General features: G+C 38.1%; 19 protein-coding genes and 1 riboswitch. Of the genes, 4 read left to right on the forward strand and 15 right to left on the reverse strand.

The window, feature by feature from the left end; genetic code table 11:
• Window positions 1-59: 59 nt before the first annotated feature.
• From H9Q20_RS08635 to H9Q20_RS08645, 3 genes are all read right to left on the reverse strand, one after another.
• Entirely contained in the window at window positions 60-662 is a 603-nt protein-coding gene (locus H9Q20_RS08635; RefSeq protein ID WP_187477503.1) for a hypothetical protein, read from the reverse strand.
• Window positions 663-773: 111 nt separating this feature from the next.
• On the reverse strand, window positions 774-1,373 hold the full coding sequence (locus H9Q20_RS08640; protein ID WP_187477504.1) for a hypothetical protein: 600 nt from the start codon (window positions 1,371-1,373) through the stop codon (window positions 774-776).
• Window positions 1,370-1,648, reverse strand: a complete 279-nt coding sequence (locus H9Q20_RS08645) for a hypothetical protein (protein WP_187477505.1) — start codon at window positions 1,646-1,648, stop codon at window positions 1,370-1,372. The genes H9Q20_RS08640 and H9Q20_RS08645 overlap by 4 nt, the downstream gene beginning before the upstream one ends.
• 226 nt (window positions 1,649-1,874) lie before the next feature.
• On the opposite strand from H9Q20_RS08645, the gene H9Q20_RS08650 reads away from it, so the two are divergent.
• Window positions 1,875-3,323 (forward strand): IS1182 family transposase, encoded by a 1,449-nt coding sequence (locus H9Q20_RS08650; RefSeq protein ID WP_187477341.1) that lies wholly within the window; start codon window positions 1,875-1,877, stop codon window positions 3,321-3,323.
• 160 nt (window positions 3,324-3,483) lie between these two features.
• Here H9Q20_RS08650 and H9Q20_RS08655 read toward each other — a convergent pair whose 3' ends face one another.
• The 9 genes from H9Q20_RS08655 to H9Q20_RS08695 form a co-directional block, all read right to left on the reverse strand.
• Entirely contained in the window at window positions 3,484-3,678 is a 195-nt protein-coding gene (locus H9Q20_RS08655; RefSeq protein ID WP_187477506.1) for a hypothetical protein, read from the reverse strand.
• Window positions 3,679-3,714: 36 nt separating this feature from the next.
• On the reverse strand, window positions 3,715-4,086 hold the full coding sequence (locus H9Q20_RS08660) for a hypothetical protein (RefSeq protein WP_187477507.1): 372 nt from the start codon (window positions 4,084-4,086) through the stop codon (window positions 3,715-3,717).
• 248 nt (window positions 4,087-4,334) lie between these two features.
• Window positions 4,335-5,291 carry a methylenetetrahydrofolate reductase [NAD(P)H] gene (gene metF, locus H9Q20_RS08665; protein WP_187477508.1) on the reverse strand — a complete coding sequence of 319 codons (957 nt, stop codon included), beginning with the start codon at window positions 5,289-5,291 and terminating at the stop codon, window positions 4,335-4,337.
• 45 nt (window positions 5,292-5,336) lie between these two features.
• Window positions 5,337-5,702, reverse strand: a complete 366-nt coding sequence (locus H9Q20_RS08670; RefSeq protein ID WP_187477509.1) for a four helix bundle protein — start codon at window positions 5,700-5,702, stop codon at window positions 5,337-5,339.
• A gap of 92 nt (window positions 5,703-5,794) precedes the next feature.
• Window positions 5,795-8,506 carry a methionine synthase gene (gene metH, locus H9Q20_RS08675; protein WP_187477510.1) on the reverse strand — a complete coding sequence of 904 codons (2,712 nt, stop codon included), beginning with the start codon at window positions 8,504-8,506 and terminating at the stop codon, window positions 5,795-5,797.
• 163 nt (window positions 8,507-8,669) lie between these two features.
• Window positions 8,670-9,122, reverse strand: a complete 453-nt coding sequence (gene tnpA / locus H9Q20_RS08680; RefSeq protein ID WP_187477511.1) for an IS200/IS605 family transposase — start codon at window positions 9,120-9,122, stop codon at window positions 8,670-8,672.
• 167 nt (window positions 9,123-9,289) lie between these two features.
• Window positions 9,290-10,294: a homocysteine S-methyltransferase family protein gene (locus tag H9Q20_RS08685; RefSeq protein ID WP_187477512.1), complete on the reverse strand. Its 1,005-nt coding sequence runs from the start codon at window positions 10,292-10,294 to the stop codon at window positions 9,290-9,292.
• A gap of 17 nt (window positions 10,295-10,311) precedes the next feature.
• On the reverse strand, window positions 10,312-11,847 hold the full coding sequence (locus H9Q20_RS08690; protein WP_124642283.1) for an ACT domain-containing protein: 1,536 nt from the start codon (window positions 11,845-11,847) through the stop codon (window positions 10,312-10,314).
• Window positions 11,801-12,781, reverse strand: a complete 981-nt coding sequence (locus H9Q20_RS08695) for an alpha/beta fold hydrolase (protein WP_187477513.1) — start codon at window positions 12,779-12,781, stop codon at window positions 11,801-11,803. The genes H9Q20_RS08690 and H9Q20_RS08695 overlap by 47 nt, the downstream gene beginning before the upstream one ends.
• Before the next feature lie 64 nt (window positions 12,782-12,845).
• A riboswitch (SAM riboswitch) is annotated at window positions 12,846-12,955 on the reverse strand.
• Window positions 12,956-13,110: 155 nt separating this feature from the next.
• On the opposite strand from H9Q20_RS08695, the gene arfB reads away from it, so the two are divergent.
• Window positions 13,111-13,509, forward strand: a complete 399-nt coding sequence (arfB, locus tag H9Q20_RS08700) for an alternative ribosome rescue aminoacyl-tRNA hydrolase ArfB (RefSeq protein WP_187477514.1) — start codon at window positions 13,111-13,113, stop codon at window positions 13,507-13,509.
• A 12-nt stretch (window positions 13,510-13,521) separates the two neighbouring features.
• Here arfB and H9Q20_RS08705 read toward each other — a convergent pair whose 3' ends face one another.
• Window positions 13,522-14,202, reverse strand: a complete 681-nt coding sequence (locus H9Q20_RS08705; RefSeq protein WP_262385498.1) for a diphthine--ammonia ligase — start codon at window positions 14,200-14,202, stop codon at window positions 13,522-13,524.
• 81 nt (window positions 14,203-14,283) lie between these two features.
• Entirely contained in the window at window positions 14,284-15,507 is a 1,224-nt protein-coding gene (locus tag H9Q20_RS08710; protein WP_187477515.1) for an S-adenosylmethionine:tRNA ribosyltransferase-isomerase, read from the reverse strand.
• A gap of 149 nt (window positions 15,508-15,656) precedes the next feature.
• Between H9Q20_RS08710 and H9Q20_RS08715 the strand changes: the two genes are divergently transcribed.
• Window positions 15,657-16,634, forward strand: a complete 978-nt coding sequence (locus tag H9Q20_RS08715) for a deoxyhypusine synthase family protein (protein WP_124642273.1) — start codon at window positions 15,657-15,659, stop codon at window positions 16,632-16,634.
• Here H9Q20_RS08715 and H9Q20_RS08720 read toward each other — a convergent pair.
• On the reverse strand, window positions 16,631-16,780 hold the full coding sequence (locus tag H9Q20_RS08720) for a hypothetical protein (protein ID WP_187477516.1): 150 nt from the start codon (window positions 16,778-16,780) through the stop codon (window positions 16,631-16,633). The two genes, H9Q20_RS08715 and H9Q20_RS08720, sit on opposite strands and share 4 nt — an antisense overlap.
• A 337-nt stretch (window positions 16,781-17,117) precedes the next feature.
• On the opposite strand from H9Q20_RS08720, the gene H9Q20_RS08725 reads away from it, so the two are divergent.
• Window positions 17,118-20,951 carry a T9SS type A sorting domain-containing protein gene (locus H9Q20_RS08725; protein ID WP_187477517.1) on the forward strand — a complete coding sequence of 1,278 codons (3,834 nt, stop codon included), beginning with the start codon at window positions 17,118-17,120 and terminating at the stop codon, window positions 20,949-20,951.
• The last annotated feature ends 6 nt before the right edge of the window (window positions 20,952-20,957 follow it).

Here is a 20,957-nt window from a genome sequence, read left to right on the forward strand (position 1 = left end):
TGTAATTTTTAATTGGTTATAGATTTACTATTTTGACTGTAATTGATGAAGAAAGTTTATCACTTATTTAAAGTTGCAATTTTAATGTCAAATCTACCATCCGTTATTTGTATTTTTTCAGATGGATTATCTTTATTGTAAAGTTTTGCACTAAAAACTCCTGAATATATACCATTATAAAAATCAAATCGGGTAATTTTTATTGTACTTGTATTATTACTAGACCAATAAGTTTTGGTAATACCATTTTCTCTTATACTTGCAATCATTTGGTTGTTGTTAGGACCGTCCATATATAACTCACCATTAGACTGGTCAACTATATAATCGCCAACTCCTGAACTCATATTTTTAATGTATAAAATGATACCAGCACCATTAGTGTCTTTTTTGTTTGCTATTTCTAGTTGCCAATAATCATTTCCACTAATGGGTCCATTAAAATTTATACCTGCATTTACATTCATTCCATATACAGGACTCCCTCCAATAGCTTGGCTTCCATTTTTAGGGATTAATACTTTACCATTGATAATACAACCTGCTGTATTGGCTCCGTAAGAAGTAATTGGTGGTAATTGGTCTTGTACAATTTCCTCCGTTTTATCTCTATTGCAAGAAATAAACATTGCTATAGCTATACTTAAAATTACTGTTTTCATATTTGTTTTGTTTTAAAATTATTTCTTCAAATGTACAATTTTTGTAAATGGGGTTTATATTGAGTAGTAATTGTTTATATTATGGAGGGCAACGGGAATTGCCCTTAATTTTTATGGAAAATTGGTCGTATTAATTGTATTTCTATCAAAATCGAACCTACCATCCGTTATTTCTATAATATCATTGGGGTTGTCCTTGTTTTTTAGTTTGCACGAAAAAGTTCCGGCAATAATGTTTGGGTCGCTTTTGGTAATAGTTATTTTTCCGGTATTTGCTATAGATAAGTATATTGTATATGCATTATTTACATATAATCCACAGTTCATCATAATTCCGTCAGCAAAGCTATCACTAAAAGCACCGTTGCTGTCTTGGACGATGTATTCTCCTTCGTTTAAGGGTTTTTGCTGCAAAGGATTTTTTATATACATATATATGCCACCTCTTCTTGTATCTCTACTGTCTGAAGCACCTATCCTTTCATACTTATTCATTGAGGCATAACTTACAGCATAGTGATTACTTCCGGGTGGTACATAACCTATAGAATTTCGGGGTACCATTACTACGCCGTTTATTTTACAGCCAAAAGTATTTGCTCCAGTTTGGGTAATTGGTGGTAATTGTGGGTTGTATTCGTTTTCTCCGCTGTTTCGGTCGCATCCCAGATAAGCCAGAGCAAAAACCAGCGTTAAGATTAGATTTTTCATAATATTTTGTATTTAGGTTGTTTAAAGATAGTAAGAAAATGGGTGTCTTTTGCATTATTGTAGTCATAAGCACTCCCCGAAACGGCAACATATTTTGAGGTGGTTTCATTGTAAGTTATTCCTCCTGCAGCAGGGTTTTCTTCGTTAAAATTGAGTTTTTGGAATGTTGTATTGATAATACCTATATCAACCGAATTATTAGCAGTGGTAGCTTCTGTTCTATTTTTTAATTCTGATAAACTTATGAACTTTGTTTGGTCGGAAGCTCTGTACAATTCGCTTAACGCTTGGTTAAAATGCGAACGATTAGAAATATTTATTTCTGTTGTATTGTAGTTGATGATGTTAGCAAAAGTGGTTACTTTATCAATTAAAAACCCGGAAATTATTTGGAGATCACTGAAAAAGTGAATTTTCAGGAAATATGAAAAAGAAGGAGTTGAAATCTTAGGATTTTAGCTCCTTTTTTTGTACCTTGATAAGGTCTTTTAAAGATAAAGAATGTTAGTCCAACAGCAAAAGATTCAGTTTAGTTCTTATTCCGATTTGTATGATTTAATCGTTCCGAAAGAAAATCTTCTTCGAAAAATTAATGATTTGATAGATTTTTCCTTCATCTACGATGAACTGTTGAATAAGTATTGTTTGAACAATGGTCGCAATGCGGAAAGTCCGGTGAAGATGTTCAAATACCTTTTGTTGAAAAGCATTTACTCGGTTTCTGATGTAGATGTGGTAGAGCGTTCCCGCTATGATATGTCTTTCAAATATTTTTTAGATATGGCTCCCGAAGATGATGTGATAAACCCCAGTTCACTTACAAAATTCAGGAAATTACGCTTGAAAGATACCGATTTGTTGAACCTTCTAATTGGTAAAACGGTAACGATAGCGATCGATAAAGGCATTATTAAATCCAGATCCATTATTGTGGACGCTACACATACTTTATCTAGATCGAATCCATTTTCAAGCATAGAAGTACTGAGAGAGCGTTCGAGATTAGTTCGTAAAACGGTTTATCAATTTGATGAAAACTTCAAATCAAAAATGCCGGTCAAGAATACTGAAAACGATCTGAACAAAGAATTGGCTTATTGTAGAGAACTTGAAAAATGCATAGAAGATGAGCCATCAATAAGTGAGATTCCGGCAGTGAAAGAGAAATTAAATCTTTTGAGGGAAACAGCCGAAGACACCGATGAACAGCTAACTTTCTCAAAAGACACGGATGCCAAAATCGGACATAAATCCGCAGACAGTTCCTTTTTCGGTTACAAAACACATTTGGCGATGAGTGAAGAGCGGATTATCACCGCAGCAGTGGTAACTTCGGGAGAAAAAGGAGACGGGCCTGAATTGCCAAAATTACTGCAAATGAGCCAAGACAACGGAATGGAAGTGGAAACCATCATTGGCGATTCGGCTTATAGTGGAAAAGAAAATCTGAAAATTGCCAGCGAACAGGATATAAAAATTGTTGCAAAGTTAAATCCATCCATTACACAAGGATGTAGGAAAGAAAAAGACCAGTTTGATTACAATAAGGATGCTGACAGATTTGTTTGTCCTGCCGGGCATTTAGCCATCAGAAAAGCCCATCAGAACAGAAAGAATGTCGGCAAAAATCAAGCTGATGTATATTATTTTGATGTTGAAAAATGTAAAGTTTGCCCATTAAGAGAAGGTTGTTACAAAGACGGAGCAAAATCTAAAACCTACTCGGTTTCTATAAAATCAGAATTACACCAAGAACAGATGGCTTTTCAGGAAAGTGATTATTACAAAGAAAAGTCGAAACACCGGTATAAAATTGAAGCCAAAAACAGTGAACTTAAAAATGTTCATGGTTACAAAAGAGCCACTTCTTATGGAATAGAAAACATGCAAATGCAGGGAGCATTGGCTATTTTCGCAGTCAATTTGAAGAGGATCCTGAAATTAATCTAAGAAAAAGAGAACAAAATCATCATCTTTAAAACTCAGCTCCAATTAAATCAAAACAAGCTTTACAAAACCCATTAAATTTAGAACTCCAAAAAATGTAAAGAGCTTATTACCGATTTTAAAGTCGTGTAATAAGCTCTTAATTCTTGTCTGAAATTAAATCTTATTCAAAATGAAGATGGTTTTTCAGTGACCTCATCAGGTCTTGGGTGTCTTCGTGGTTGTAATTGTACGACCTTCCGATTTTGTAGAGATAAGGATTGTACCGTCTAACGATGAGTTCATACAAGGATTTTTCACCTTTCAGGATTTTCTCAATGATCTCTGTATCTTTTAGTTTTTGAACTTGTGAAGTCATGTTCCAGAGTTTAGATTAAATGAGTTTAAAATTACATTATTCTTTTATTCCCGACAATTTCGCCAAAGAAAATGCAGCAATGGCCATTACCAAATCTCTAACAGCAACATCTACGAAATTAAAGCCTAATAGTAAAGTCAGGGCAATTGCAGTAAGCCAAGCCGCGACAATATATCCTCCCAATTGTGTTTTTGTAAAAACAATAATCCCTGCTACAATTTCTATTACTCCAACAATCATCATAAATGTTGCTCCGGAGAAAGGCAAAAGTCCTTCTATACCTGGATTGATGTATTGTTCCCAGTTGGTTAATAGATTGAAAAACTTATCTGCTCCAGCAACGATAGGAACAAGGGTAAATGTGTATTTTAATAATGATTTTACTTGGTTTAAAGCTAAGGTGTTCATTTTGTTAATTTTTTAAAATTATTTTTTTTTTTTAGATTTAAAAAATTGCAATTTTATTTTCTAATGAAATACCGGTTTCTATTCTAATAGAGTTGGTGAAGGCTTTTGAGGTTACAAAGAATCGCTTTTTATTTTAATATATTTAGTAACAAGTTGATTGTGAGTTTGGTTGAAAATGAAAATAACTTGCGCCAATAGCACAAGTTATCATTAAAATCAAACTGAATTTCTTAGAGTCTGTGAAAAGTTTAAAAAACCGCTCTGGCAATCTGTACAATATTATCACTTTTCCCCATCGAGTAGAAGTGAAGTACAAGCACTTGGTTTGCCAAAAGTTCTTTGGACTGTTGGATGGCCCATTCAACCCCGACTTGGCGGACTTGTTGGTTGTTTTTGCATTTTAACACTTCATTCACCAAAGTTTCCGGTAAATCGATTTTGAAAACCTGTGGTAAAAGTTGCAAATGATTGAGCGTCGCAATGGGTTTGATGCCCGGGATAATCGGAATATCAATTCCTGCTTCTCGAACGGACTTCACAAAATCAAAATATTTTTGGTTGTCAAAAAACATTTGGGTTACGATATAATCGGCACCATTTTCTACTTTTTTCTTGAGCATTTCCAGATCATAGTTCATGGAAGGAGCTTCAATGTGTTTTTCAGGATATCCCGCAACACCGATGCAGAAATGACTTTCATCTTTGCAATTGATATCTTGGTGCAGGTATTTTCCTTTGCCCGTATTCTGTACTTGTTTCACCAAATCCGAAGCATAGCGATTCCCACCTTTTGTGGCTTCAAAATATTTTTCACCCTTCATCGCATCGCCTCTCAGAGCCATCACATTATCAATGCCGAGATACATACAATCGACCAAAAGATATTCGGTTTCCTCTTTGGTAAATCCGCCACAAAGCACATGCGGAACGGTGTCCACATTGTATTTGTGTTGAATGGCAGAGCAAATTCCTAATGTTCCGGGACGCATTCTGGTGATTTTTCTTTCCATCAGTCCGCCGTCTCTTTCCAGAAAAATGTATTCTTCCCTGGAAGTGGTAACATCGATGAAGGGTGGTTTGAACTCCATCAACGGGTCGATATTTTTGTATAAATCGGTGATGCCTACGCCTTTTTCGGGTGGGACAATCTCAAAAGAGAAAAGGGTTTTGCCTTGGGCGTTATGTAGATGTTCTGTTATTTTCATTGTTTGATATTTGGTTGTCGGTTGTTAGTTGTCAGTTGTTGGAAATTATGGATTAAGATTTTTAAAATAATTGATAAATCCGTTAATCAGTTTTTTACAGGTTAAAACTTGGGCTAATAATTGGTCCGTTTTGTCAGTTGAAATAAAATGGAGATCAAAAGAAAGGTATATTTGTGTTTCTAATTCATATAAAGAACCTCTGGAAACATGCAGAAAATGGATGGTTTCACTATTTGTTTTTCTTCCTAATCCTTCCGCAATATTGGATGGAATAGAAACTGCACATCGTCGAATTTGATTGGTAATTCCAAATAGTTCTTCCTTAGGGAACTTACTCGTTGCCTCATAAATTAACCCCACGAGTTTTCGACTTTCTAACCAAACATCCAATTCTGTATATTCTTTTTTCATGATTTCTACAATTTTATTTATTCTTCAATGTTCTTTTGATAGTTTAAGCCATCAACTATCAACCATCAACCATCAACTGACAACCAATAAAATCACCCCATCTTAGGCATCAACCATTTTCTGGCTTCTTCCAACGGGATATTTTTTCTGTGTGCATAATCTTCCAATTGGTCGTCTTTTATCCTACCCAAACCAAAATATTTGGACTCTGGATGAGCGAAATAATAACCGCTCACACTCGCTGCCGGCCACATTGCCAATCCTTCGGTAAGGATAACTCCGATTTTTTCTTCCACTTCTAAAATTTTCCAAATGGTTTTCTTTTCCAAATGATCCGGACAAGCAGGATATCCAGGAGCAGGTCTTATACCTTTATATTCTTCTTTGATGAGTTCTTCATTGCTCAAAGCTTCATCAGAAGCGTAACCCCAATATTCGGTTCTTACTTTGTGATGCAGAAATTCGGCAAAAGCTTCGGCAAATCGATCCGCCAAAGCCTGAACCATAATCGCGGAATAGTCATCGTTTTCAGCACGGTATTTCTGGGCCAATTCTTCAGTTCCAAAACCAGCAGAAACACAGAAACAACCGACATAATCCTGAATTCCGGATTCTAAAGGAGCAATAAAATCGCTCAAAGCATGATAAGGTTTGCCTTTGGACTTCTTCACTTGCTGACGAAGCGTGATGAAGGTCGCCAAGTCTTCGCCGTTTTCATTTTTTAATTGAATGTCATCGCCCACTGCATTGGCAGGGAATAATCCGAAAATGGCTTTGGCATGGAAAAGTTTATTGTCCAATACATGTTTCAGGATTTTTTGCATATCGTTGAAGAGTTCCGTTGCTTGGGCTCCCACCACTTCATCGGTTAAAATATTCGGGAATTTCCCGTGAAGTTCCCAAGATCTGAAGAACGGCGACCAATCGATAAAATCTAAAAGCTCGTTGAAATCCTGATCTTCGATAATGGTAATTCCTAATTTTTTAGGTTTTACAATATCTTCAGGTTTAAAATCGATGGTGTAATGATTTTCTCTGGCAAATTCAATGGAAACATATTCTTTATGATCGCTTCTATTCAAAAATTTTTCACGGAAATCTTCGTATTCTGCTTTTATTTCCAATCCATAACTTGTGGATTTTTCTCTGTTAATCAAACTAGAAACCACACCCACCGCTCGTGAAGCATCGTTCACATGAACGACAGTTCTGTTATAAGTAGGATCAATTTTTACCGCAGTATGTGCTTTAGAAGTGGTTGCACCACCGATTAATAAAGGGAAATCCAGGTTTTGTCTTTCCAATTCGCTGGCAACATGCACCATTTCGTCCAAACTTGGAGTAATCAATCCACTCAATCCAATGACATCAACTTTTTCGTCAATAGCGGTTTGGATGATTTGCTCACAAGGGACCATCACGCCCAAATCGACAATTTCGTAATTGTTGCAACCCAAAACCACGCTCACAATATTTTTTCCGATATCGTGAACATCGCCTTTTACGGTTGCCATCAGAACTTTTCCTGCCGAAGGTCGGCTGCTGTCTTTTTCTGCTTCGATGAAGGGTTGAAGATAAGCAACTGCTTTTTTCATCACCCTTGCCGATTTTACTACTTGTGGCAAAAACATTTTTCCGGCACCGAATAAGTCACCTACAACGCCCATTCCGGTCATCAAATTTACTTCGATAACTTCTAAAGGTTTTGAGGCTAGTTGTCGAGCTTCTTCAGCATCTTCGATGATATATTTGTCGATACCTTTCACCATGGCATGGGTAATTCTGGATTGTAAATCCTCTTGTCGCCAAGCCAAATCTTCTACTTTTTCTTTCTTGGTAGATTTTACTTTTTCCGAATAGTCCAACAACCTCTCAGTGGCATCGTCTCTTCTGTCGAGCATCACATCTTCCACCAATTCCAATAATTCTTTCGGAATTTCGTCATAAACCTCCAACATGGTTGGGTTTACAATCCCCATGTTCATCCCCGCTTTGATGGCGTGGTACAAGAAAACCGAGTGCATGGCTTCTCGCACGGCATTGTTCCCTCGGAAGGAAAAAGAAACATTGGAGACACCACCACTGATGCTTACGAAGGGTAAATTTTCCTTCACCCAAGCTGTAGCTTCTATGAAATCCAAAGCATTTCTGCGGTGTTCTTCCATGCCGGTAGCCACCGGGAAAATGTTCAAATCGAAAATAATATCCTCTGGTGGAAAGTTGATTTTCTCAACCAAAAGTTCATACGATCTTTTACAAATGTCGATTCTTCTTTGGTAATTATCCGCTTGACCGACTTCATCAAAAGCCATTACCACAACGGCGGCTCCGTATCTTTTGATGATTTTGGCTTCGTGCAGAAATTTTTCTTCGCCTTCTTTTAATGAAATGGAATTGACCACACATTTCCCTTGGGCAACTTGCAGACCGGCTTCTAAAATTTCCCATTTTGATGAGTCGATCATCAAAGGAATTTTGGCAATATCCGGCTCAGAAGCGATGAGGTTCAGAAATTTTACCATGGCTTTTTTGCCATCCAAAAGTCCATCGTCCATGTTGACATCCAAAATCTGTGCACCGCCTTCAACCTGATCTCTGGCAATTTCCAAAGCTTCGGCATATTTTTCCTCATTGATGAGTCTCAAAAACTTTTTAGAACCTGCCACATTGGTTCTTTCTCCCACATTGATGAAGTTGGATTCCGGAGTAACGACGAGCGGTTCCAGACCGGAGAGCCTGAGATATCTTGGTTGTTGGTTGTTAGTTTTTAGTTGTTGGTTGCTAATATGATTTTTATTTTCCATTTTTTTAAATTTTCATAAGGCTGCACCTGATGTTAATGTTATTGGTCTTTCAGACCTTTTTGTGAATATGTAGAGGAGCCACGAAGTGGCGAAATCAATAGCATAGGGTGAAACCCTATGATTTTTAAGGCAAAAGAGGGGAGCCCTGAAAGGGCGACATCCTTTATTCCCAAAGATATTTCTCGTCGTATTCAATGTTATATTTGTTTAAAAATGCCAGGTATTCTTCTTGGAAACTTCTTTTTTGATGGTGTTCTTTTTGGTTGATGATATATTTTTTCACAATCTCTATTTCCGTAGGATTTACTGAAAAAGCACCGTATCCATTTTGCCAATAAAAATCTTTAAACTCGGAACCTTTTGTTTTTATCCATTTTGAAGAATTGGATTTTATTTCTTCAAGCAATTTCATGAGTGCAATCTTTTTTGATAATAAACATAGGATATGTACATGGTCTTTATATCCTCCAACTTGAATGGGGTTGCATTCTAAATTTCTGCATATCCCACCAAGATAACTGAATAATTCATCTTCAATAAAATCATCAATTACCGGTTGTCTATTCTTGGTGCAAAATACCAAATGAACATATATTTTATTTAATGATTGTCCCATGATATTTAATTTTAAGTTTATAAAATGATGTCGGTCTTTCAGACCTCTTTCTGTTATTCGTTATGGGGTTATTCTCTGTGTTCATAGGGCTTCACCCTATGTTGTTGATGTCGCCACTTCGTGGCTCTTTAATTATCAATTAACCGACAACCAACAACTGAAAACCATCAACTAACAACCCCTCTCGGTTCATACTTTGCTACCAATTCTGCAATGGCTTTGATGTGCGGTGGAGTAGTGCCACAGCAACCTCCAACGATGTTGATAAGTCCTTTTTCTACATATTCTAGAATTTGTTCTGCCATTTGTTCGGGACTTTCATCATACTGACCGAAAGCATTTGGCAAACCGGCATTGGGATAAGCGGAAATGGCAAAATTGGATTTGTTGGCAATGGTTTCCAAGTAAGGTGTAAGTTGTTTTGCACCTAAAGCACAATTGAAGCCTACACTCAATAAATTAAGATGAGAAATAGAAATCAAAAAAGCTTCGGCAGTTTGACCGGAAAGTGTTCTGCCCGAAGCATCGGTGATGGTTCCGCTGACCATAATAGGGATTTGTATGTTTCTTTCTTCCTGAATTTCATCAATGGCGAACAATGCAGCTTTGGCGTTCAAGGTGTCAAAAATGGTTTCAACCAAAAGGATGTCCACTCCACCGTCCAGTAATGCTTCTGCTTGTTGTTTGTAGGCAACTCTTAATTCTTCAAAAGTAATAGCACGGAAACCCGGGTCGTTCACATCTGGAGAAAGAGAGGCTGTTCTATTGGTAGGACCGATTGCTCCGGCAACAAATCTTGGTTTGTTGGGTTGTGCGGCGGTAAATTTATCGGCTACTTTTCTGGCAATTTTTGCAGACTCGAAATTGAGTTCGTATACCAATTCTTCCATGCCGTAATCGGCCATGGCTATGGTGGTTCCGGAGAAGGTATTGGTTTCCACAATATCAGCACCGGCTTCAAAATATTGTCTGTGTACATCGGCAATGGCTTCGGGTTGGGTGAGGGAAAGTAAATCATTATTTCCTTTCACCGGTTTTGGCCAATCTTTAAATCTTTCGCCACGGAAATCTTCTTCTGAAAATTGATGGCGTTGCAACATGGTTCCCATGGCACCGTCGAGGATGAGGATGCGTTGGGAAAGGATATTTTTTATTAGAGAAAGTGATTTCATAGTGTTAAAGTTATAAATTATCTAGTTTCAGAAATTCTTAAAATATCCCCAAAAACGCCTCTCGCTGTAACTTGTGCTCCGGCTCCGGCTCCCATGATGACAATAGGATTTTCGCCATAAGACTCGGTGTAAATTTCAAAAATGGAGTCCGAACCTTTCAGTTGGCCGAGTGCCGATTGAGCGGGAACGGTTATTAAATTGACATCTAAACTTCCTTTTTCTTGTTGAAGATCTCCGTGTAAATCCCCTACAAATCGAAGTACATGATTCTCTGGAAGGTTATTTTTTATATTTTGAAAATAATCATCAAGGTCGGCGAAACGGTTCAAGAATTCTTGTTTATCGATGTTTTGGAGGTTTTCTGGAATTAAATTTTGAATGTTGATGTCATCAAATTCATTGATTAAATCCAACTCTCTGGCAAGGATTAATAGTTTTCGGGCAACATCATTTCCGGAGAGATCTTCTCTAGGGTCGGGTTCTGTATATCCTTTGTCCAGAGCTTCTTGGAGAATCGTAGAGAACTTTTCGTTTCTAACAGAAAAATGGTTGAAGATATAACTCAATGAACCTGAAAATACGCCTTTTATTCGGGTGATGTTTTCTCCGGAAAGGTGCAAAAGTTTAATGGTGTCTATCAACGGCAGACCTGCTCCAACATTGGTTTCGTAGAGGTATTTTTTATTGTTTTTCTTCAGGATCTTTCTGAAGTTTCTGTAACTGGAAATGGATTGGGTATTGAAAATTTTATTGGAAGAGACCACATCAAAGCCATTCTCAGCAAAAGTAGGGTAGTGTTTTACAAAATCTTTACTTGCGGTGTTGTCAACAACAATAAGGTTTTCCAGTTGATTTTCTTTAACAAAATCCAGAATGTAATCCACTTTTGATGCCGTAGTCGATGATTTTATTTTTTTGAGCCAATCATTTCCCAAACCAAATTGATTCACGATAAGGTTTTTAGAATTGGCAATGGCAACCACTTTCAGATTGATGTTTTTTCTGGATAAAATTTCGGTAGAAGATTCCAGAATCTGATCTAATAACGCTCCACCCACATTTCCATGACCAATGAGTGCCAAATGTACGGACTTTGCTTTACCAAAAATTTCGCTTTCAATAATGGCTTTTGTTTTTTCAAGCTGACTGTTTACTACAACCAAATTAACCCGACCGTCTATTGCAACTTGATTGAGCAACAGAGGGTAGATTTTATTTTTTTTGAGAGCAGTAAGGATTTTATTGAAATTGTCTGTAACAAAACCCAAGGCAGAGAGTCCTTCGATATTGAAAATGCTATTGACAACCCCAAATTTTCTCTCTTTTTCAAACTCTCTTTCAAGGCAAGAAACCGCTTCTTTAGCATCTTTTTCGTCCACCAAAACGGAAATTCCATTTTCAATGGCTTGTTGAGAAATGATGCCCACGGATATTTTTTGATTGTTCAGCGCGTGGAAAATTCTAGAATCTATGCCGTATTGACCTAGGAAGTCTTGACCTTCGAAATTAATAAGTGCTTTGTTCTTGTAGATTGTAATGGTATTGTTGTTCATGATAATTTAAAATGGGGTTAAGGATTTGGTTGAGTTGTTCGTATTCTATTAAAAAGGCATCGTGACCGTGAATCGATTTTATCTCGTTGTAACTGATGTTTTTAATTTCTTTTTTTAATTTTTGGTAGGTATTTTTAATTTCAATGGCCGGGAAAAATACATCGGAATCCACAGCAATAAGATGAATTTCAGCATCGGTATTTTTTAACAACTCAAGATTCGTTTGTATGCTGGTCAAAAGGTGGTTCATGTTTCGGTAGGCTTCTTTTTGAAATCTGTTTTTCAGGGCGTCTCCATGATGTTCCAACCATTCTTGGGATTTTAATTTTTCTTGATCCTGTTTTTCATTTTGAAATCTTTGGTTGATGGATTCTGGAGTTCTGTAGCACAGCATGGCGTGCATTCGTGCTTTTTCTAACGCATTTTCGGGTAAATCCAATAAAAAATTTTGGATGAGGCATTGTGCATTCAGCCAATCGCTGGTTTTGTCTGCTGTGGCAATAGGGATCAGTCGTTCCGTGATTTTAGGATTTTGTGCAAGCATTTCCCAGCCAATCGCGCCGCCAATAGAACCTCCAATGATGGAGTGAAGTTTGTGGATGCCCAATTGGTCCAATCCCAATAAAAATATTTTTGCAACATCATGAACGGTGAAAGTTGTATTTTCCACGCTGCCAAATTGTTGGTATCCATTTCCGGGAATGTTGAAGCAGAGCAAAGTGTATTTTTCCGTATCGATGGTTTTTTCTGGTCCCACCAAAGTTTTCCACCAACCGTTGGTGCCGGCGACATTAGAATTTCCGGTTAAGGCATGGTTGATGAGTACCACAGGTGCAGAATGCAAGGGTTGACCAAAAACTTCGAATGTGAGATTAATGGTAGAGGTTTGTCCCGAAAGACAAGTGTAGTCGGTGATGAGTAAGTGTTGTAGCATTTTTTATTATTTAATAATTCAACAATGAAAATGCTACATAAGAAAGTATGTAAGAAATGGATGATTGTTATCTTCTCCTCAATATTTTTTGGATAGAATTTAGCACCTTTTCGCTTTCGCGAGAGGTTGCCAAGGCTTCGTTGGGTCTATTCCCTCCACCTTTCTGGATAACATTTTCAGTATGTAAAAGAGCAATTCTTGACTGCAAATGTATAAAAGTTTTTTTAATATCATTAATTTTTTTAATATTTTTTTATCAGATCATGTTTTAAAAGCCTTTTTATTCCCTTACATTTGTGAATGGTGTAAAGAATGCCCAAATTGTACTTATGAAAAATTTCAGTTCGGAGTTAGAATTCAAAACTGCCAGAAGCAGTGGCGCTGGTGGTCAAAATGTAAACAAGGTGGAAACCATGGTTACTGCCAAATGGTTGGTGATGAATTCTCTATTTTTCAATTTGGATGAAAAATTAAGAATAATGGAAAAATTGAAAAATAAAATAAATTCCGAAGGATATTTGCAAGTGATGGTACAAGAAACCAGATCGCAGTTAGAAAATAAGGTTTTAGCCATCAATAAAATCTTGTTATTGGTAGATCGTGCTCTGAAAATGGATAAAAAAAGGTTGAAAACAAAACCTACAAAAGCGTCTAAAGAAAAAAGAATAGACCAAAAAAAACAACATTCTGAAAAGAAAAACAGAAGGAATTTCAAATTGGGAGACTGATGGATAAGTCCATTATTTCAAATCGATAAACTCAAAACCGTAGCTTTTCCCATCGTGGGAATACGATTTTTCGATCTTCTCTCCGTTGCTGATGTTCAGGGGTTCTCTGAAAATGGGTCCGTCGTACACAAAGGTATGAAACTCGCCATTTTCACCACAAGGATCTACATTTTTTGGTAAATCATTGATAAAATCTTCATCGATGTCTCTTCCTAAAAATTCTGTTCCCAAAAATTCTTTGTTGATGCAGCAAACTCTCGTCTTGAAGCCCATTTCAATAAAGTCATGCACCAATTTTTGGGTGTCTTTTTGCCACAAAGGAAACTTGGCCTTCCAACCGATTTTGGCCAATTGTTTCTCTCGATATTCTCGTAAATCTTCCAACAAAATATCCCCAAAAGCCGAAGTCCTAACACCTAGTTTTGAGAAATGAGACAATTGTTCTTCCATTGCTTTTTCATAGACTTCCATCTGGGTCGATTCTGGTACTTGCAATAATTGAAGCGGAAGCCCAATGCAATCGGCTTGTTTTTTCAGTAAATCGATGTGTACACCATGCATGGAAATCCTCTGCATCTCTTTGTTTACCGAGGTTAATAAAGAAAGCACTTCAACATTTTTATTTTGTTGAAGCAAGTACAAAGCCATGGCCGAATCTTTTCCACCGCTCCAGTTCATTAGAATTTTTTCCATGTTAAATTTTGTATAGAATCCTTTTTATTATTTGAATCCTTCAAGGATTTTAAATCCTTGAAGGATTGAGTTCTAAAAAAATTATTCCGGCAACAGCAAACTGCCATCGCCGTAGCTCAAGAAACGGAAATCGTTTTCCAATGCATACTCATAAATTTCCTTCCATCTTTCGCCAATCAATGCCGAAACCAAAAGCAACAAAGTCGATTGTGGCTGATGAAAATTGGTGATCAAACCTTTTACAATTCCAAATTTATAACACGGAGCAATGATGATTTGGGTTTCTATGGAAAGTTCGGTTTCGTTGTGCTGTTTTATCCATTCGATCAAGGCAGAAACTGCAGCTTCAGCAGAATGCCTTTTCATGCCTTCGTAAGGTTCCCATTGGGTTACTTTCAGTTGCTCGTGGTTGATGTTGGGTTGGTTGATGATCTTATTTCCCATCCAGTAGATGCTTTCCAAAGTTCGTGTAGAAGTCGTCCCAACAGTAATGATTTTCGAATTTATTTTTTCTAAAAGTTGTTCTAAAAATTCAACAGAAATATTCATCACTTCGGCATGCATGTTATGTCCGTCCATCGTGTTGGATTTTACAGGCATAAAAGTTCCGGCGCCGACATGAAGTGTGGTGAACAATCTAGAAATCCCTTTCTTTTCCAAACGATCAAAAATGTCGGGAGAAAAATGCAAACCCGCAGTGGGAGCGGCAACAGAACCTTCATTTTCCGAGTACACGGTTTGGTAGGTTTCCTCGTCGTGTTCGTCGGCAATCCTTTTGATGTAGGGTGGGAGAGGCGTTACTCCGGCAGCGTCAATCACTTCGCCAAACGAAATGTTTTCCGGTGTCCAAGAAAATTTAACCACATAAGCATCGCTCAGTTTTTCTACAATTTCCACAGAAAGTTCTACCGAAATACCGTTGATGTCTATGCTCTTGGTCAGATGTTTTTCTTTCCATTTTCCGACTTTCCCGATGAGGCAAGTCCACAAAGCACTTCCTTTTTGTTGGAAGAAGGCTTCGTAGTGGGCATTTTCTCCATACGGTTCTAGACAGAACACTTCAATCACCGCTCCGGTGGGTCTTTGGAAAAATATCCTGGATTTGATCACTCGGGTATCGTTGAAAACCAGAACCGTGTCTTCTGGAAGTTGTGAGTCTAGATTTCTGTAAATATCTTGGGAGATTTTCCCGTTTTTGTACACCAAAAGTTTGGAGGTGTCTCTGGGTTCTGCCGGTGTGTAGGCGATGCTTTCGTTGGGTAAATCGTAGGTGAAATTTTCTATTTTTAATTCTCTGGGATGCATGGCGCAAATTTCGGTAAAAAAAATGAATTGGTTGTTGGTTGTTGGTTAATAGTTGTCGGTTGTCGGTTGTCAGTTGTCAGTTCCCCAAAAACTAAAAACCAAACACGAAACATTAAAAAATCCTATCTTTGCACCATAAAAATTTTAACATGAGCAATAGACCGATTTCTGAATTTTTAGAAAAGTACTATTTACATTTCAACGCTGCGGCTTTGGTAGATGCTTCCAAAGGATATGTAGCTCACCTGAAAGACGGTGGTAAAATGATGATTACCCTTGCTGGGGCAATGTCCACAGCGGAAATGGGGAAAATTCTTGCGGAAATGATCCGTCAAGATAAAGTGCAAATTATCTCTTGTACAGGAGCCAATTTGGAAGAAGATGTGATGAATTTAGTCGCACATTCCCACTACAAAAGAGTGCCTAACTATAGAGACCTAACTCCAGAGCAAGAAAGAGAACTCTTGGACGCTCACTACAACAGAGTTACCGATACTTGTATCCCGGAAGAAGAGGCTTTCCGTAGATTGCAAACGCACCTGGAAGATGTTTGGCATGCTGCCGAAGACAAAGGTGAACGATATTTCCCACACGAATTTTTGTACCAAGTAGTAAACTCCGGAGTGTTGGAGCAGTATTACGAAATCGACCCTAAAGACTCTTGGATCGTGGCTGCGGCAGAGAAAAACTTGCCCATCGTAGTACCTGGATGGGAAGATTCTACCACGGGGAACATCTTCACTTCCAATGTCATCAAAGGAAAATTACAAGCCTCTACCGTAAAATCCGGAATCGAATACATGATTTTCCTAACCGAATGGTACAGAGCAAACTCCGAAGGAAAAGGTGTTGGTTTCTTCCAAATTGGTGGCGGTATCGCCGGAGATTTCCCAATCTGTGTGGTACCGATGATGTACCAAGATCTGGAGTGGGAAGATGTACCTTTCTGGGCGTATTTCTGCCAAATTTCGGACTCTACCACTTCTTACGGATCCTATTCCGGAGCGGTACCGAACGAGAAAATCACTTGGGGGAAACTGGATATCGATACACCAAAATACATTGTAGAGTCGGATGCCACCATCTGCGCACCACTGATGTTTACCTACATTTTGGAAAATTCTTAGTAGAAATTCTTTTCCCAAGAAAAACAATCCACCTCAGCAACGCCCAAGTTGTTGAGGTTTTTTTTTGTAGCCGGGAACCTGCTTTCCGTTGCAAGTCCTCGCCTCCATTGCTTTTCCCAAGCTTGGCTGTGGGCTTTCCACTGCAATCAGGGCTAGGGTTTTCGTCTGATTTTCAAGGTTTTCGCTTGATGGAAAAGTTCGTCAACCGTTCAAAAGTGTTAAATTTTACTCTTTATCTAATTGTCGTATTTTATTTATCCTAATCGTTGCATTTTTGCCGCTTAGGTTTATATTATTCACTTTTCTGTGAAGCATTTGCTTCTTTTCTAAAATATTTTCTTTTTTCTTTTGTTTTTCGTGGATAATATTTTTTATATTATTGTTAAATAGAAGGGTGTTTTCTTGAAGACTGTATTAAATTTTGTTTACAAATGGGGGTGTTATTGAATATTTCATATTTTTGTTTTGTAAAAATCATTATTTATGCTAAAACAAAATTTATTCTATCGGCTTTTTGCCACGGCACTCCTCCTTTTCGGCGTATTGGGTTGGGGACAAACGACGGTATCTCATACCTTTACTGCAACTTCGGGTGCTTTAGATGCTAATATTGCATTTACCACGCAGAAGAACGGAGGTACTACCAATCCTACTATTAATGGGGGGTTAAGATTATATTATTCTAATACTAATTCTAACACAAATGGATGTTCTATAACTATGACTCCTTCAAGCGGAGCAATTATTACTGAGTGTAAATTATATACAACAGGTGGTGATACTCCAACTGTTAGGTATCAAGTAGATGATGCTACTTTTGATACTTCTAACCCACAAGCTGCGTTATCAGGTACTACCTATACAATAACAAGTGTAAATGCTGCAAATTCTTTAAAAATAAGAAATGCAAACACTACAAATAAATTATTACGAATTACAAGTATAGAAGTGACTTATACATTACCAATTACTTGCACCCCTCCCACAACACAATCCACAACATTTTCTTCCTCTAACATAAGCACTTCTTCTGCGCAAATCAATTGGGTTAGAGGCAATGGCGACAATGTATTGGTGGTGGCTAGAGAAGGTTCTGCCGTTAATGCTGCTCCTGTAAGTGGTACGGCTTATACCGGAGACCCGGCTCTAGGCTTGGGGGCCCAGATTGGTACAGGCAATTTTGTGGTGTACAACGGACCTGCAAATACGGTTACCCTAACGGATTTGTTGTCCAATAAAAATTATCATTTGGCAATCTACGAGTACAACAACACAGGAAATTGCTACAATACAACAAATCCTTTGGTTGGGAATTTTACGACATTATCATGTTTTCCCACAACGCAATCCACGACATTTTCTTCCACAAACATCAGTACATCTTCTGCGCAAATCAATTGGGTCAGAGGAAATGGCGACAATGTATTGGTGGTGGCTAGAGAAGGATCTGCCGTTAATGCTGCTCCTGTAAGTGGTACCACTTATATTGGAGATCCGGCTCTTGGTTTGGGCGACCAGATTGGTACGGGCAATTTTGTGGTGTACAACGGACCTGCAAATACGGTTACCCTAACCGATTTACTGTCCAACAAAAATTATCATTTGGCAATCTACGAGTACAACAACACAGGAAATTGCTACAATACAACAAATCCTTTGGTTGGGAATTTTACGACATTATCATGTTTTCCCACAACGCAATCCACAACATTTTCTTCCACTAACATAAGCACTTCTTCTGCACAAATCAATTGGGTCAGAGGAAATGGCGACAATGTATTGGTGGTGGCTAGAGAAGGATCTGCCGTTAATGCTGCTCCTGTAAGTGGGACAAGTTATGTTGGAGACCCGGCTCTTGGTTTAGGCGACCAGATTGGGACTGGTAATTTTGTGGTGTACAACGGACCTGCAAATACGGTTACCCTAACCGATTTACTGTCCAATAAAAATTATCATATTGCAATCTACGAGTACAACAATGCCGATAATTGCTACAATACAACAAGTCCATTGGTTGGGAATTTTGCGACATTGGTCGCTCCGGCAGATCATATAGAATTTGTAAATGTGCCTTCCTCGGCGCTTCTGAATACCAACCTTGCATCGTTCACCGTTCAGGCAAAAAATTCACAAAACTCTGTAGATACTAACTATTCTGGTTCTGTAACCTTATCTAAAGTATCTGGTTCGGGGACATTATCGGGTACACTAACACAATCTTTTGTTAACGGTATAGCTACATTTAACGATATAAAATTTGATGCACAAGATACCTATACCATTTCTGCTGCAACTTCAGGTTTCACAACCATCACTTCCGGGAACATCATGGTTTCTAATGCTATAGTATATAAAAAAATTACCTCGTTAACCGATTTAACAGACGGTGAGTATGTGATAGCTGATGCTAATGATGCAGTAATAGCAACGAATGGTTTGAATAGTGGAGTATTTACTACAGTGGCATCTAATGCGAATAATGGTCAGATAGTAAATCCAAGTACGAATACAATTTGGAATATCATTCAATCCAATGGTGTTTTTACAATCCAAAGTGTAGCGAATTTAAAATACTTAGGTTATAATTCTTCAACTAATTTAAATGCTCCTGATTCTGTAACTGATAATAATCAAAGATGGTCAATAACATACAATACAGATCATTTTACAGTTGCTAATGTGGGTACATCAACTAGAATATTAAAGTATAATTCGGCATTAGCTACTCCTGGTTTTAAAGCCTATACTTCTTCAACGCAATCTCCAGAAGTCAGTTTATACAAAAAAGTTTTCACTACCACTTGGCAATCCACCAACTCTTGGAGCAATGGTACACCTTCTGCAACCAAAGATGCTGTGATAGATGCGGCTTACAGTGGAGCTGGTTTTACGGCAAATAGTGTAACGGTAAATGCTGGTAAATCATTAGAAATTTCTTCTGATGCCGTAGTAACCGGAGCGGTTACCAACAACGGAAGCATCACGGTAAAAGACGGTGCCAACTTCAAACACAGTTCGTACAGCGGTTCAGGTACATTTACCTTAGAAAAAGCCACTACGGCAGATGCCAATAAATATGTATTCTGGTCTTCACCGGTGGCTGCACAAAATATGTACAGCATCTATACTTCGCCTTCTCCGTTTGTTATGGCATACAATACGGCTACCGATTACTACGACACGCTTGCCAACCCAACTGCTGCTGCGTTTGGTACGGGGTATTCTGTAAAAGTGCCGGTAGCACAAGGTTTGGCCACCTTTACTGGGACGCCTAACAACGGGACGCAATCCGTAACCATCAACAATACCACCAATTCCAATGGCAATGCCTACAACCTGATCGGAAATCCGTATCCTACCAATTTGGATTTGGCAGCGTTTTACTTGGAGAATTTATCCAATGTAGGAGAGACTTTCTACTTCTGGAACTCTTCAACAGGAAACAATACAACACAGACGGGAGCTGCAACAGGTAACCCAGGTTGGGCGGTGTACAATGCCAATACCACCACTTGGAGTGCTGCTGCCTCTGGTAGCAACGAAATTATTCGCCCGGGACAGGCCTTTATTGTGAAAGGACTTACGACTTCTGTTGTTTTTAACAACGACATGAGAACGACAACCAATACGGGAGTTTCTTTCCTTAATAGAGCTGCAAATACGACAAACAATGGAAAATATTGGTTGCAAATGACCAACCCTGCCAATACCTATACTACCATAGCGGTTACTTACGGACAAGGAGCCAGCAATGCTTTTGATGCTTATGACTCTAAAATGATGTCGATTCCTAATGATGCCATCTATACAACGGTTTCCGATAAAAAATTGGCAATCCAAGGTAGAGCCGATTTTGTGAATACCGATATGGTGGTCTTGGGTAATAAATTTGCCGCTGCAGGAAATTATACCATTTCTTTGGCAAAAGTATCCGGATTGTTCGAAAATGGACAAGCCATCTACCTAAGAGACAAACAACTGAATACTTATACGGACTTAACTTCTCAAGCTTATACCTTTGTTTCAACCACAGGAGAGTTTACCAACCGATTCGAAATCGTGTACCAACCTCAAGGTTCTTTGGCAACTGCAGAAGTGAAAAAAGACGAACTGAAAGTGTACAGAAATGCTGAGGTTTTTGTCGTGGAAAATTCTACGAATATTGATGCTGTTGTGGTGTTGGATGCTGCTGGTAGAGTGGTGAAGTCTCTGAAACCTCAAGCGAAAAAAGCACAATTCGAACTGAACACAAAAGGCGTTTATCTTGTAAAAGTAATCAGCGGTGGAAAAGAACAATCTAAAAAAATTATTAAATAAAACAAT

Source organism: Amniculibacterium sp. G2-70 (assembly GCF_014353055.1).
GTDB lineage: Bacteria > Bacteroidota > Bacteroidia > Flavobacteriales > Weeksellaceae > Amniculibacterium > Amniculibacterium aquaticum.